Consider the following 13,046-nt stretch of genomic DNA (forward strand, 5'->3'; position numbering starts at 1 on the left):
TAAGTCATGGCTGAAGCAGTCGTCGATAACGCCCCCGCCAAGAGCGGTGCGCCAGGTTCCAAGCCAGCGCGGTTCAACATGGCGTTCCTGGAAAACATCTCGCAGATGCCCATGCTGCGTCAGGTCGGCCTGCTGGTCGGATTGGCGGCGAGCGTGGCGATCGGCTTCGCCGTGGTGCTGTGGTCGCAGCAGCCGGATTACCGGCCGCTGTACGGCAGCTTGGCCGGCATGGACACCAAGCAGGTCATGGATACCTTGGCCTCCGCAGACATCCCCTATCACGTCGAGCCCAACTCCGGCGCTCTGCTGGTCAAGGCCGACGACCTCTCCCGTGCGCGCCTGAAACTGGCAGCGGCCGGCGTGGCGCCGAGCGATGGCAATGTCGGCTTCGAGCTGCTCGACAAAGAGCAGGGGCTTGGCACCAGCCAGTTCATGGAAGCCACCCGTTATCGCCGCAGCCTGGAAGGTGAGCTGGCGCGTACCGTTTCCAGCCTGAACAACGTCAAGGCCGCTCGCGTGCACCTGGCGATCCCGAAAAGCTCGGTGTTCGTGCGTGACGAGCGCAAGCCAAGCGCCTCGGTACTGGTTGAGCTGTATCCGGGCCGTTCGCTGGAAGCCGGTCAGGTGATGGCCATCGTCAACCTGGTCGCCACCAGTGTGCCCGAGCTGGACAAGTCGCAAGTCACCGTGGTTGACCAGCGCGGCAATTTGCTTTCCGAGCAGCTGCAGGACACCGCGCTGACCATGGCCGGCAAGCAGTTCGACTACAGCCGCCGCATGGAAGGCATGCTGACTCAGCGTGTGCACAACATCCTGCAGCCGGTGCTTGGCAATGACCGCTACAAGGCAGAAGTGTCCGCCGACCTGGATTTCAGTGCGGTCGAGTCGACCTCCGAGCAGTTCAACCCGGACCAGCCGGCGCTGCGCAGCGAACAGGCGGTCAACGAACAACGCGCCAGCAGCCAGGGCCCGCAGGGCGTGCCGGGCGCGCTGAGCAACCAGCCGCCAGGCCCGGCGTCGGCGCCGCAAACCACCGGTGGCGCTGCGGCGCCGGCCGGTGCCATCCAGCCAGGTCAGCCACTGGTGGATGCCAATGGCCAGCAGATCATGGACCCGGCTACCGGCCAGCCGATGCTGGCCCCGTACCCGTCGGACAAACGTGAGCAGACCACCAAGAACTTCGAACTGGACCGTTCCATCAGCCACACCCGCCAGCAGCAAGGTCGCCTGACCCGCCTGTCGGTGGCGGTGGTGGTCGACGACCAGGTCAAGGTCGATGCCAAAGGCGAAACCACCCGTGCCCCATGGGGTGCCGAAGACCTGGCGCGCTTCACGCGCCTGGTACAGGACGCGGTGGGCTTCGATGCCAGCCGTGGCGACAGCGTGACCGTGATCAACGTGCCGTTCGCCGCCGACCGTGGCGAAGAGATCGCCGATATCGCGTTCTACCAGCAACCGTGGTTCTGGGACATCGTCAAGCAGGTGCTGGGCGTGCTGTTCATCCTGGTGCTGGTGTTCGGTGTGCTGCGTCCGGTCCTCAACAACATCACCGGTGGCGGCAAGCAGGCTGCTGCGGACAGCGACATGGAACTGGGCGGGATGATCGGTCTGGATGGCGAACTGGCCAACGACCGTGTCAGCCTCGGTGGCCCGTCAAGCATTCTGTTGCCGAGCCCGACCGAGGGTTACGAAGCACAGCTCAACGCAATCAAAGGCCTGGTGGCCGAAGACCCGGGCCGCGTAGCCCAGGTCGTCAAAGAGTGGATCAACGCCGATGAGTGACAATCGAGCCATTACCGCCAAGCTGAGCCGTGTCGACAAGGCCGCGATCCTGCTGCTGTCGCTCGGTGAGACCGATGCTGCACAAGTGCTGCGGCACATGGGCCCTAAGGAAGTGCAGCGGGTCGGTGTGGCGATGGCGCAGATGGGCACCGTGCATCGTGATCAGGTCGAGCAGGTGATGAGCGAGTTCGTCGAGATCGTCGGCGACCAGACCAGCCTGGGCGTCGGCTCTGATGCCTACATTCGCAAGATGCTCAACCAGGCCCTGGGCGAGGACAAGGCCAACGGCCTGGTCGATCGCATCCTGCTCGGTGGCAACACCAGCGGCCTGGACAGCCTCAAGTGGATGGAACCACGTGCCGTGGCCGATGTGATCCGCTACGAGCACCCGCAGATCCAGGCCATCGTGGTCGCCTACCTCGACCCCGACCAGGCCGGTGAAGTGCTGAGCAACTTCGACCACAAGGTGCGCCTGGACATCGTGCTGCGCGTGTCGTCGCTCAATACCGTGCAACCGGCGGCGCTCAAGGAGCTGAACCAGATCCTCGAGAAGCAGTTCTCGGGCAACTCCAATGCGGCGCGCACCACCCTGGGCGGTATCAAACGCGCTGCCGACATCATGAACTTCCTCGACAGCTCGGTGGAAGGTGCACTGATGGACGCGATCCGCGAGATCGACAGCGACCTGTCGGAGCAGATCGAAGACCTGATGTTTGTCTTCAACAACCTGGCCGATGTCGACGATCGCGGCATCCAGGCGCTGCTGCGCGAAGTGTCGTCCGATGTGCTGGTGGTGTCGCTCAAGGGTGCCGACGAGCGGGTCAAGGACAAGATCTTCAAGAACATGTCCAAGCGTGCTTCCGAGCTGCTGCGCGACGACCTCGAGGCCAAGGGCCCGGTGCGCGTCAGCGACGTGGAAACGGCGCAGAAGGAGATCCTCACCATCGCCCGACGCATGGCCGAGGCCGGCGAGATTGTGCTCGGCGGCAAGGGTGCCGAGGAAATGATCTGATCCACAGGCCCCTGATATGTGCAGGGGCCTTGTTGGTTTTGAGTAGCTGAAAACATGCCCACCAAAGAATCCCATCCCAGCGACCTGATCCGTGCCCGCGACCTCGAGGGCGTCGATGTCTGGGCGCTGCCCAGCTTCGACCCGGAGCCTGAGCCGGAACCCGAGCCCGAGCCGGAAGTCGTCGAAGAAGTCGAAGAGGTGCCGCTGGAAGAAGTCCAGCCGCTGACCCTCGAAGAACTCGAAGCGATCCGCCAGGAGGCCTACAACGAAGGCTTCGCCACCGGCGAGCGTGAGGGCTTTCACAGCACGCAACTGAAGGTGCGCCAGGAGGCCGAGGAGGCGCTCGCCGTCAAGCTGGCCAGCCTGGAGCAGCTGATGGGGCATCTGCTGGAGCCGATCGCCGAGCAGGACACGCAGATCGAGCGCAGCATGGTGCATCTGGTTGCTCACATGGCGCGCCAGGTCGTCGGCCGGGAGCTGCGCAGCGACTCCAGGCAGATTACCCAGGTGCTGCGCGAAGCGCTGAAGCTGCTGCCGATGGGGGCCGACAACATTCGCATCCACCTCAATCCGCAGGATTTCGAGCTTGCCAAGGCCTTGCGCGAACGCCATGAGGAGAGCTGGAAGCTGCTCGAAGACGAAGCCCTGCTGCCAGGCGGCTGCCGCATCGAGACGCTGCACAGCCGCATCGACGCGACCATGGAAACCCGCATCGAAAAAGCCGTGGCGCAACTGTTCGACCAGCTGCACGACCAGGCCCTGCACCCGGCGGCGGCGGACATGTCGGTCGAACTGGACACCCGCGATGCGCCTTGACCGCACCAGCTTTGGCAAGCGCCTGGGGGGCTACGCCGAGGCGATCGAGCTACCGGTGCAGCCGGTGGTCGAAGGTCGCCTGTTGCGCATGGTCGGCCTCACCCTCGAAGCCGAAGGTTTGCGCGCCGCGGTGGGCGGGCGTTGCCTGGTGATCAACGACGACAGCTACCACCCGGTGCAGGTCGAAGCCGAGGTGATGGGCTTTGCCGGCAACAAAGTATTCCTGATGCCGGTGGGCAGCATTGCCGGCATCGCGCCAGGTGCGCGCGTGGTGCCGCTGGACGACAGTGGTCGTCTGCCCATGGGCATGAGCATGCTCGGCCGGGTGCTCGACGGTGCCGGGCGCGCCCTCGACGGCAAGGGCGGCATGCGTGCCGAAGACTGGGTGCCGATGGACGGTCCGATCATCAACCCGCTCAACCGTGACCCGATCAGCACGCCGCTGGACGTGGGCATTCGCAGCATCAACGGCCTGCTCACCGTCGGTCGCGGCCAGCGCCTGGGGCTTTTCGCAGGTACCGGTGTGGGTAAATCGGTGTTGCTGGGCATGATGACCCGCTTCACCGAGGCGGACATCATCGTGGTTGGCCTGATCGGCGAGCGGGGTCGCGAAGTCAAGGAATTCATCGAGCACATCCTCGGCGAGGAGGGGCTCAAGCGCTCGGTGGTGGTGGCATCGCCTGCTGACGATGCGCCACTGATGCGCTTGCGCGCCGCCATGTACTGCACGCGCATTGCCGAGTACTTCCGCGACAAGGGCAAGAACGTCCTGCTGCTGATGGACTCGCTGACCCGTTTTGCCCAGGCCCAGCGCGAAATTGCCCTGGCCATCGGCGAGCCGCCGGCCACGCGTGGCTACCCGCCGTCGGTGTTCGCCAAGCTGCCCAAACTGGTGGAGCGCGCCGGTAACGGCGAACCCGGCGGTGGTTCGATCACCGCCTTCTATACCGTGTTGTCCGAGGGCGATGACCAGCAAGATCCGATCGCCGACTCGGCGCGGGGCGTGCTCGACGGCCACTTCGTGCTGTCGCGGCGCCTGGCCGAGGAAGGTCATTATCCGGCCATCGACATCGAGGCCTCGATCAGCCGGGTCATGCCGCAGGTGGTGGATGCCGACCACTTGCGCCAGGCGCAGAAATTCAAGCAACTGTGGTCGCGCCTGTCCCAGAGCCGCGACCTGATCAGCGTGGGCGCCTATGTCGCCGGCGGCGATCCGGAAACCGACCTGGCCATTGCCTTGCAGCCCAGGCTGGTGGACTTCCTGCGCCAGGGCCTGGACGAGAATGTCGGCATGGGCCAGAGCCGCGACGAACTGGGGGCGATCTTCACGCCTCCAGCAAAGGGCTGATAGGCCATGAGCCTGCCCGGTCGTGCCACGCGCCTGGCCCCTGTGGTCAACATGGCCGAAGAGGCGGAGCGCAAGGCTGCCCAGCGCGTGGGGCACTTCCAGCAGCAGGTGGTTCAGGCTCAGGCCAAGCTGACCGAGCTGGAATCGTTCCGCGAAGGTTACCAGGCGCAGTGGATCAATCGTGGCGGGCAAGGGGTGAATGGTAGTTGGCTGCTCAACTACCAGCGCTTCCTGGCCCAGCTGGAAACAGCCATGACCCAGCAGCGGCAAAGCCTGGCCTGGCATGAGAACAACCTGAAGAATGCCCGTGGCACCTGGCAGCAGGCCTATGCCCGGGTGGAAGGGTTGCGCAAGCTGGTGCAGCGCTACATGGACGAGGCGCGGCGGGCTGAAGACAAGCGCGAGCAGCGCTTGCTGGACGAACTGTCGCAGCGTTTGCCCAGGCAGGGACATATGTAAGCTGTACCGGCCTCTTCGCGGGGCAAGCCCGCTCCTACAGGAACGCGTGATCCCCTGTAGGAGCGGGCTTGCCCCGCGCAGAGGCCGGTACAGGCTTGCCTTGCCAGTCCTGCCACGGGCTGCTAAACCTTGAAGAGTTGCATTCGCCATCATCGAAGGAATCGCTAGCATGGCAGTCGAGACTGATTTTTCGCAGGACGGGAAAAAGCTCACGATCAAGGTCAAGGGGCGTTTCGATTTCGGCAAGCATCAGGAATTCCGTGATGCCTACGAACGCCAGCCTGACAGGCCCGACTCAGTGGTGGTCGACCTGAAGGACGCCACCTATCTGGACAGCTCTGCGCTGGGCATGCTGCTGTTGCTGCGTGATCATGCCGGCGGTGACGACTCGGACGTGCGCGTGGTGCATGCCAGCTCCGACGTGCGCAAGATCCTGGCCATTTCCAATTTCGAAAAACTGTTCGACATCAGTTGAGTGCCCAGATGCCGGCCGAACAGGCATTGACCGTGCTGGTGGCCGAGGACGGGGCGGTCGACCGCCTGCTGCTGGCGCAGATCGTCCGTCGCCAGGGCCATCATGTGTACACGGCGGAAAATGGCGAGCAGGCCGTGGCGCTGTTTGCCGAGAAGCGCCCGCAGCTGGTGTTGCTCGACGCCTTGATGCCGGTGATGGATGGTTTCGAGGCGGCGCGGCAGATCAAGGCGCTGGCCGGCGAGGCGCTGGTGCCGATCATCTTCCTGACTTCGCTGAACGAGGAGGATGCACTGGTGCGTTGCCTGGAGGCCGGGGGCGACGACTTCATGGCCAAGCCCTACAGTGCGGTGATCCTCGCTGCGAAGATCCGCGCCATGGACCGCCTGCGCCGCTTGCAGGCGACCGTGCTCGAGCAGCGGGATCAGATCACCCGTCACCATCACCACTTGCTCAATGAGCAGCGGGTGGCCAAGGCGGTGTTCGACAAGGTCGCGCATTCCGGCTGTATCACGGCGCCGAACATCCGTTACCTTCAGTCACCTTATGCGCTGTTCAATGGCGACTTGCTGCTGGCCGCGTTCACCCCGTCCGGTGACATGCATGTGCTGCTGGGGGATTTCACCGGCCATGGCCTGCCGGCCGCAGTTGGCGCGATGCCGCTGGCGGAAGTGTTCTACGGCATGACTGCGAAAGGCTACGGCCTGGCGCAGATGCTCCGCGAGATGAATGCCAAGCTCAAGCGCATCCTGCCCGTGGACATGTTCTGCTGCGCGCTGCTGCTCAACCTGAGTGTGCAGCGCGGTGCGGTGGAGGTGTGGAATGGCGGCATGCCGGACGGCTACCGGCTGTCGGCCGACGGCGAAGTGCTCGGCTGCCTGGGTTCGCGTCATCTGCCGCTGGGCATCCTGGCACCGGAGCGCTTCGATGACAGCACCGAAGTGCTGCCGTTGGCGGCGGGAGAGCGGCTGCTGCTGCTGTCCGATGGCGTGGTTGATACCGCAGATGAGCAGGAACGCCTGTTCGGAGTCGAGCGCCTGCGCGAGGTGCTGGCCGCCAATCGTGACCCGGCGCAGTTGTTCGATGAAGTGATGCATGCCCTGGAACATTTCGGCGGGCGGCCTCGGGATGACATCAGTCTGTGTGACATTCGCATGTTCAGTAGCGAAGACCGGGTGCCTGCGCCGACTCTGTATTCCGACAGCGGGCGCTCCAGCCCGCTGGACTGGGTGCTGGGGTTCGAGTTGCGTGGCGAAAGCCTCAAGCGATTCAACCCGGTGCCTTACCTGGTGCAGTTGTTGCAGGAAATACACGGACTGCGACCGCGTACCGGCGCCTTGCACAGTGTGCTCAGCGAGTTGTATTCCAATGCCCTGGAGCATGGTGTGCTGGGCCTGGACTCACGGCTCAAGCGTGATGTACAGGGGTTTGCCAACTACTATCAGGAGCGGGCCCGGCGCCTGGTGGTGTTGGCTGAGGGCTTCGTGCGCATCGACCTGAAGGTGGAACCCTCGGGGGCGGGTGGGCGTCTCACCATCGAGGTCCGCGACAGTGGTGCGGGGTTCGACGTGCAGCGCGTATTGTCGCGTCCGTCCCATGAACAGCAATTGAGCGGGCGCGGGCTGAACCTGGTGCAGCGGCTTGGCAGCCGTGCCGAGTGGAGTGAAGGCGGCCGCTGTGCGCGCGTTCAGTTCGATTGGTGATGCGTATGGAGGGCCGCGGGGCGGCTCAGGCATAATCCGGCTTGATCAAGGAGTGAACAAGTGACTGACATGCATATCGATCACAAGGTACTCAGCGAGCTACAGGAGGTCATGGAAGATGGCTACCTGCAGCTGCTGGAAACCTTTCTGGAAGATTCCGAGCAGCGTTTGAGCCAGCTGCATGAGGCCAAGAGCGCCGATGAGCTCGGCATGGCCGCGCACAGCTTCAAGGGCAGCAGCAGCAACATGGGGGCTGTCGGCCTTGCCCGGTTGTGCCAGCAGCTTGAAGAGCGCGTGAAGGTGCGGCCGCTGTATGGCATCGAAGACCTGATCCACCGGATCGACGAGGAATACCTGGAGGTGCAGTGCTTCTATCGCAGCGAGCGTGAGCGCGTTTCGGCTAATTGATGGAAAGTTGGCGCGAGTTTTGCCTCTCCATGGCCAGATGATATTTCAGTTTCTGGCGCGGAGACCGCTCAATGCCTGTCGCACCTAACCCTTTGTTGCAAGCCAGCTCCCTGAGCAAGCCGTCGAACGCGGGCTCCTCGCGGGTGGACAAGCCGCTGCAGGTGGCGGGCGGACTAGGCGGCGGCTTCGATCAGGTCATGGCGGGGCAGGCGCGTGACAAGACACCCGCTCGCAATGACAAGGTTGCTCAGCCCAATCCAAAGGACAAACCCGACGTTGCCCAGGGCGGCAAGAAGCAGGCCGACGACAAACCGACGGTTGCCGATGGCGGCAACAAATTGCCAGCAGACGATGCGTCGCAGGCCACCGATGCTGCAGCCACCAGCGACTCAGGCTCGCTCGATGCCAATCTGGTGGCGGGGCAGGTGACCGATGCGCAGCCCGGTGCGCAGTTGCTGCAGGCCCAGGCCGAAGCAGTGGCGCCGGTGTTGCAGGCGGCTATCCAGCAGCCTCCGGCGGCAGCGGTTGCCGAGCCATTGCCCGAGCAGCCCGAGGGCGAAGCCTTCGATCCGGATGCCGACCCCTTGGCCAACCTGCCAACGTTGCGCCTGGCCCTGGAGCAGAACGCCCAGGCCAAAGGCACGACGTCGGCGCACGCTGCCGAACCTGGCAAAACCCGGTCCGATGATGGGCAGGCGGCCGTCAATCCGTTGGCGACCCTGATCGAGAAGGTCGAGGGCGAGGCAGGAAAGTCCGAGACCGGCGACAAGGCTTTTGGCGCGTTGCTTGAAGACGGGCTCAAGGACACCAAGAGCGCCAGTAGCGATACCCGTGTCGATGACTTCGCCAACCGCCTGGCCAGCCTGACCCAGGCCGTTACCGCCAAGACCGCCAATGCCGTGCCGGTCAGCGCCAACCCGCTCCATCAGCCATTGCAGATGAACCAGGGCGCGTGGGCCGAGGGCTTGGTCAATCGGGTCATGTACCTGTCCAGCCAGAACCTGAAGTCGGCGGACATCCAGCTGGAGCCCGCTGAGCTCGGGCGCCTCGATATCCGGGTCAATGTCGCGACCGACCAGTCTACCCAGATCACCTTCGTCAGTGGCCATGCGGGTGTGCGTGATGCGCTGGACAGCCAGGTTTATCGCCTGCGCGAGCTGTTTGCCCAGCAGGGGCTGGCACAGCCGGACGTGAATGTCGCCGACCAGTCGCGCCAGCAACAGCAGCAGGCGCAACAGGATGGCTCGCAGCTGTCCGGGGTGGCCGCGCGCCGGGCGCAGGGTGGTGAGGGCGAGCAGAGTGGGCTGGGCGAGGCCTCCCGGGCTGTCGAGCAGCAGGTAGTCATTGGCGACAGTGCGGTCGATTACTACGCCTGATGGAGCTGACTTGGGATCTGCAGCGCCGGTGAGATTGAGCGCCGCCCGCGCGGCGCGTCGCGAGCTGCGCTCGATCGCAAAGGCGACACACCTCTCGAACCAAACATGGCATAACACTTGCTCAAGCCACGTCATCCTCCTTTGAAACCCCGATGGACGACGGATTATTGGCATGGCGAAGAGCGACGCAGTGAAAGACCCCGCCGCAAAAGGCAAACTCAAGCTGATCCTGCTGCTGGTGCTGGCCCTGCTGCTGGCAGTCGGCCTGTCGGTGGGTGCCACCTGGTTCATCATGCACAAGAGTGAATCGGCACCGGCCCCTGAAGCGGCCGCCACCACCGTCAAGGCCCCTGCGATCTACGTGCCGCTGGCGCCTGCCTTCGTGGTCAACTTCAACCAGAACGGCCGTCAGCGCTACATGCAGCTGAGCATCACCATGCAAGGCCGTAGTCAGGCCGACCTGGATGCACTCTCGGTGCACATGCCGGTGATCCGCAACAACTTGGTGATGATGTTCTCCGGGCAGGGCTTCGACACCCTGGCGGCCAGTTCGGTTGGGCAGGAGATGCTGCGTCAGAAAGCCACCGCGGTGGTCCAGGAAGTGGCGCAGAAGGAAGTCGGCAAGCCGGTGGTCGACCAGCTGCTGTTCACCAATTTCGTATTGCAGTAGGAGTCCGCAATGGCCGTACAGGACCTGCTGTCCCAGGATGAGATCGATGCCCTGTTGCATGGCGTCGACGATGGTCTGGTACAGACCGAGAGCGTTGCCGAGCCTGGCAGCATCAAAAGCTACGACCTGACCAGCCAGGATCGGATCGTGCGGGGTCGCATGCCGACCCTGGAAATGATCAACGAGCGTTTCGCCCGCTACACCCGCATCAGCATGTTCAACCTGCTGCGCCGCTCTGCGGATGTGGCGGTAGGCGGCGTGCAGGTGATGAAGTTCGGCGAGTACGTGCATTCGCTGTACGTGCCGACCAGCCTCAACCTGGTCAAGATCAAGCCACTGCGTGGCACCGCGCTGTTCATTCTCGACGCCAAGCTGGTGTTCAAGCTGGTGGACAACTTCTTTGGTGGTGACGGCCGTCACGCCAAGATCGAGGGTCGCGAATTCACCCCCACCGAACTGCGCGTGGTGCGCATGGTGCTGGACCAGTGCTTCGTCGACCTCAAGGAAGCCTGGCAGGCGATCATGCCGGTCAACTTCGAGTACATGAACTCCGAGGTCAACCCGGCCATGGCCAACATCGTCGGCCCGAGCGAGGCGGTGGTGGTGTCGACCTTCCATATCGAACTGGACGGTGGTGGCGGCGACCTGCATGTGACCATGCCCTATTCGATGATCGAGCCGGTGCGGGAAATGCTCGATGCCGGCTTCCAGTCCGACCTCGACGACCAGGACGAGCGCTGGGTCAAGGCCCTGCGCGAGGACGTGCTGGACGTCTCCGTGCCGCTGACCGCCACGGTTGCCCGCCGCCAGCTGAAGCTGCGCGACATCCTGCACATGCAGGCCGGCGACGTGATCCCGGTGGAGCTGCCCGAGCACTTGGTACTGCGCGCCAATGGCGTGCCGTCGTTCAAGGCGCGCCTGGGCTCGCACAAGGGCAACCTGGCCCTGCAGATCATCGACCCGATCGAGCGCCGCTGAACGCGTGCCGGTCGCTCTTAAAGAATTGAATGCCTGTCGAGGACATCATGGCTAACGAAAACGAGATCACTTCCCCGGAAGACCAGGCCTTGGCCGATGAATGGGCTGCGGCCCTGGAAGAAACCGGTGATGCCGGCCAGTCCGATATTGACGCGCTGCTCGCCGGTGACGGCGGCAAGCCCGGTGCCGGTCGCCTGCCGATGGAAGAGTTTGCAAGCTCGCCGCGGCCGAACGAGAACGTCAGCCTCGAAGGCCCGAACCTGGATGTCATCCTGGACATTCCGGTAAGCATTTCCATGGAAGTGGGCAGTACCGAAATCAACATCCGCAACCTGCTGCAGCTCAACCAGGGTTCGGTGATCGAGCTCGATCGCCTGGCCGGTGAGCCGCTCGATGTGCTGGTCAATGGCACGCTGATCGCCCATGGCGAAGTGGTCGTGGTCAACGAGAAGTTTGGCATCCGCCTGACCGACGTGATCAGCCCCAGCGAACGTATCAAGAAGCTGCGCTGAGTGAAGGGCACGATGCGGGCCGTGATGGCCCTGGCCACGCTACTGGTCAGCGACCTGGCCATCGCCGCCGCCACGCCTGCAGCCAGCCCGGCTGCGGCGCCGGCCGCTGCGCCTGGCAGCCTGGGTGGGCAGCTGGCGCAGATGGTGTTTGGCCTGTTGCTGGTGGTGGGGCTGATCTTCTTCCTGGCCTGGGCGCTGCGCCGCATGCAGGGCGCCACGCCCAAGGGCGGCCAGGTGATCGAGGTCGTCGGCAGTCGCGTCATCGGCCCGCGTGACCGGCTGTTGCTGGTGCAGGTCGGCAAGGAGCAGATCCTCATCGGCCATACCCCCGGCAGCATCGAGGCCTTGCATGTGCTGGCCGAGCCCGTCGAAGTGCCCGCCAGCGCCCGCCAGGCGACGCCGGAATTTGCCCAGCGGCTGATGGAGCTGATGGGCAAGGATCAGAAGGACAAGAAGTGATGAGCAGCGCGCTGCGCATTGTAGTGACCCTGGCGCTGCTGCTGGCCGCGCCGCTGGCCCTGGCCGCCGACCCGCTGTCGATCCCGGCCATCACCCTGTCCAACACTGCGGACGGGCAGCAGGAGTATTCGGTCAGCCTGCAGATCCTGCTGATCATGACGGCGCTGAGCTTCATTCCTGCGTTCGTCATCCTGATGACCAGCTTCACCCGCATCATCATCGTGTTCTCGATCCTGCGTCAGGCCCTGGGCCTGCAGCAGACGCCCTCGAACCAGGTGCTGACCGGCATGGCGCTGTTCCTGACCATGTTCATCATGGCGCCGGTGTTCGACCGAGTGAATCAGGATGCTTTGCAGCCGTACCTGAGCGAGAAGATGACGGCCCAGCAGGCCATCGAGAAGGCCCAGGGCCCGCTCAAGGACTTCATGCTGGCGCAGACCCGGCAGAGCGACCTCGACCTGTTCATGCGCCTGTCCAAGCGCACCGACATCGCCGGCCCCGACCAAGTCCCGCTGACGATCCTGGTGCCGGCGTTCGTCACTTCGGAGTTGAAAACCGCGTTCCAGATCGGCTTCATGATCTTCATCCCGTTCCTGATTATCGACATGGTGGTGGCCAGTGTGCTGATGGCCATGGGTATGATGATGCTGTCGCCGCTGATCATCTCGCTGCCATTCAAGATCATGCTGTTCGTCCTGGTCGATGGCTGGGCGCTGATCATGGGTACCTTGGCCGGCAGTTTCGGCGGCGTCTGACGCCGCCAAGGAGAGCCCTGCATGACACCTGAAGTTGCTGTCGACCTGTTCCGTGACGCGCTGTGGCTGACCACCCTGATGGTTGCCATCCTGGTGATACCGAGCCTGCTGATCGGCCTGATCGTGGCGATGTTCCAGGCGGCCACGCAGATCAACGAGCAGACCTTGAGCTTCCTGCCGCGCCTGCTGGTGATGCTGGTCACACTGATCGTCGCCGGGCCCTGGCTGGTGCAGAAGTTCATGGAGTACATCACCGGCCTGTACACCAGCATCCCGCAGCTGATCGGTTGAACCTG

The 13,046-nt window shown here is 64.0% G+C and carries 15 protein-coding genes; all 15 read left to right on the forward strand.

Annotated elements, in window-relative coordinates; translation table 11 throughout:
* Nucleotides 1-6 precede the first annotated feature (6 nt).
* The 15 genes from fliF (at nucleotide 7) to fliQ (ending at nucleotide 13,041) form a co-directional block, all read left to right on the forward strand.
* Entirely contained in the window at nucleotides 7-1,782 is a 1,776-nt protein-coding gene (gene fliF, locus ACOKS3_RS08260; RefSeq protein WP_103446485.1) for a flagellar basal-body MS-ring/collar protein FliF, read from the forward strand.
* The gene (gene fliG / locus ACOKS3_RS08265) at nucleotides 1,775-2,794 is read left to right on the forward strand and encodes a flagellar motor switch protein FliG (RefSeq protein ID WP_060508302.1); all 1,020 of its coding nucleotides are present in this window, start codon (nucleotides 1,775-1,777) and stop codon (nucleotides 2,792-2,794) included. The genes fliF and fliG overlap by 8 nt, the downstream gene beginning before the upstream one ends.
* Before the next feature lie 54 nt (nucleotides 2,795-2,848).
* Nucleotides 2,849-3,610, forward strand: a complete 762-nt coding sequence (gene fliH, locus ACOKS3_RS08270) for a flagellar assembly protein FliH (protein ID WP_103446486.1) — start codon at nucleotides 2,849-2,851, stop codon at nucleotides 3,608-3,610.
* A complete protein-coding gene (gene fliI, locus ACOKS3_RS08275; RefSeq protein ID WP_103446487.1) occupies nucleotides 3,600-4,958 on the forward strand; it encodes a flagellar protein export ATPase FliI in 1,359 nt (452 codons plus the stop codon). Before fliH ends, fliI begins: the two co-directional genes overlap by 11 nt.
* Before the next feature lie 6 nt (nucleotides 4,959-4,964).
* Nucleotides 4,965-5,417 (forward strand): flagellar export protein FliJ, encoded by a 453-nt coding sequence (gene fliJ / locus ACOKS3_RS08280; protein ID WP_103446488.1) that lies wholly within the window; start codon nucleotides 4,965-4,967, stop codon nucleotides 5,415-5,417.
* Nucleotides 5,418-5,586: 169 nt separating this feature from the next.
* Complete coding sequence (locus tag ACOKS3_RS08285; RefSeq protein WP_103446489.1) at nucleotides 5,587-5,892, forward strand: STAS domain-containing protein; 306 nt, start codon at nucleotides 5,587-5,589, stop codon at nucleotides 5,890-5,892.
* An 8-nt stretch (nucleotides 5,893-5,900) separates the two neighbouring features.
* A complete protein-coding gene (locus ACOKS3_RS08290; protein ID WP_103446490.1) occupies nucleotides 5,901-7,592 on the forward strand; it encodes a fused response regulator/phosphatase in 1,692 nt (563 codons plus the stop codon).
* 60 nt (nucleotides 7,593-7,652) lie between these two features.
* Nucleotides 7,653-8,000, forward strand: coding sequence for an Hpt domain-containing protein (locus ACOKS3_RS08295; protein ID WP_103446491.1), 348 nt, complete (start codon nucleotides 7,653-7,655; stop codon nucleotides 7,998-8,000).
* Between the two features lie 71 nt (nucleotides 8,001-8,071).
* Entirely contained in the window at nucleotides 8,072-9,376 is a 1,305-nt protein-coding gene (locus ACOKS3_RS08300) for a flagellar hook-length control protein FliK (protein ID WP_103446492.1), read from the forward strand.
* Between the two features lie 172 nt (nucleotides 9,377-9,548).
* Nucleotides 9,549-10,046, forward strand: a complete 498-nt coding sequence (gene fliL / locus ACOKS3_RS08305; RefSeq protein ID WP_103446493.1) for a flagellar basal body-associated protein FliL — start codon at nucleotides 9,549-9,551, stop codon at nucleotides 10,044-10,046.
* Nucleotides 10,047-10,055: 9 nt separating this feature from the next.
* The gene (fliM, locus tag ACOKS3_RS08310) at nucleotides 10,056-11,024 is read left to right on the forward strand and encodes a flagellar motor switch protein FliM (RefSeq protein WP_027921190.1); all 969 of its coding nucleotides are present in this window, start codon (nucleotides 10,056-10,058) and stop codon (nucleotides 11,022-11,024) included.
* Nucleotides 11,025-11,071: 47 nt separating this feature from the next.
* The gene (gene fliN, locus ACOKS3_RS08315; RefSeq protein WP_103448218.1) at nucleotides 11,072-11,536 is read left to right on the forward strand and encodes a flagellar motor switch protein FliN; all 465 of its coding nucleotides are present in this window, start codon (nucleotides 11,072-11,074) and stop codon (nucleotides 11,534-11,536) included.
* Nucleotides 11,537-11,548: 12 nt separating this feature from the next.
* Entirely contained in the window at nucleotides 11,549-11,995 is a 447-nt protein-coding gene (gene fliO, locus ACOKS3_RS08320; RefSeq protein ID WP_181004514.1) for a flagellar biosynthetic protein FliO, read from the forward strand.
* Nucleotides 11,995-12,750, forward strand: a complete 756-nt coding sequence (gene fliP, locus ACOKS3_RS08325) for a flagellar type III secretion system pore protein FliP (protein WP_103446495.1) — start codon at nucleotides 11,995-11,997, stop codon at nucleotides 12,748-12,750. Before fliO ends, fliP begins: the two co-directional genes overlap by 1 nt.
* Nucleotides 12,751-12,771: 21 nt before the next feature.
* Nucleotides 12,772-13,041, forward strand: a complete 270-nt coding sequence (gene fliQ, locus ACOKS3_RS08330) for a flagellar biosynthesis protein FliQ (RefSeq protein WP_103446496.1) — start codon at nucleotides 12,772-12,774, stop codon at nucleotides 13,039-13,041.
* The last annotated feature ends 5 nt before the right edge of the window (nucleotides 13,042-13,046 follow it).

This window comes from Pseudomonas sp. HS6-2, from assembly GCF_049325675.2.
GTDB lineage: Bacteria > Pseudomonadota > Gammaproteobacteria > Pseudomonadales > Pseudomonadaceae > Aquipseudomonas > Aquipseudomonas putida_N.

What these genes read in the sequence shown, in the direction of transcription:
- fliF (WP_103446485.1), top strand. Translation starts at nt 7, where the DNA reads ATGGCTGAAGCAGTCGTCGATAACGCCCCCGCCAAGAGCGGTGCGCCA.
- fliG (WP_060508302.1), top strand. Translation starts at nt 1,775, where the DNA reads ATGAGTGACAATCGAGCCATTACCGCCAAGCTGAGCCGTGTCGACAAG.
- fliH (WP_103446486.1), top strand. Translation starts at nt 2,849, where the DNA reads ATGCCCACCAAAGAATCCCATCCCAGCGACCTGATCCGTGCCCGCGAC.
- fliI (WP_103446487.1), top strand. Translation starts at nt 3,600, where the DNA reads ATGCGCCTTGACCGCACCAGCTTTGGCAAGCGCCTGGGGGGCTACGCC.
- fliJ (WP_103446488.1), top strand. Translation starts at nt 4,965, where the DNA reads ATGAGCCTGCCCGGTCGTGCCACGCGCCTGGCCCCTGTGGTCAACATG.
- ACOKS3_RS08285 (WP_103446489.1), top strand. Translation starts at nt 5,587, where the DNA reads ATGGCAGTCGAGACTGATTTTTCGCAGGACGGGAAAAAGCTCACGATC.
- ACOKS3_RS08290 (WP_103446490.1), top strand. Translation starts at nt 5,901, where the DNA reads ATGCCGGCCGAACAGGCATTGACCGTGCTGGTGGCCGAGGACGGGGCG.
- ACOKS3_RS08300 (WP_103446492.1), top strand. Translation starts at nt 8,072, where the DNA reads ATGCCTGTCGCACCTAACCCTTTGTTGCAAGCCAGCTCCCTGAGCAAG.
- fliL (WP_103446493.1), top strand. Translation starts at nt 9,549, where the DNA reads ATGGCGAAGAGCGACGCAGTGAAAGACCCCGCCGCAAAAGGCAAACTC.
- fliM (WP_027921190.1), top strand. Translation starts at nt 10,056, where the DNA reads ATGGCCGTACAGGACCTGCTGTCCCAGGATGAGATCGATGCCCTGTTG.
- fliN (WP_103448218.1), top strand. Translation starts at nt 11,072, where the DNA reads ATGGCTAACGAAAACGAGATCACTTCCCCGGAAGACCAGGCCTTGGCC.
- fliO (WP_181004514.1), top strand. Translation starts at nt 11,549, where the DNA reads ATGCGGGCCGTGATGGCCCTGGCCACGCTACTGGTCAGCGACCTGGCC.
- fliP (WP_103446495.1), top strand. Translation starts at nt 11,995, where the DNA reads ATGAGCAGCGCGCTGCGCATTGTAGTGACCCTGGCGCTGCTGCTGGCC.
- fliQ (WP_103446496.1), top strand. Translation starts at nt 12,772, where the DNA reads ATGACACCTGAAGTTGCTGTCGACCTGTTCCGTGACGCGCTGTGGCTG.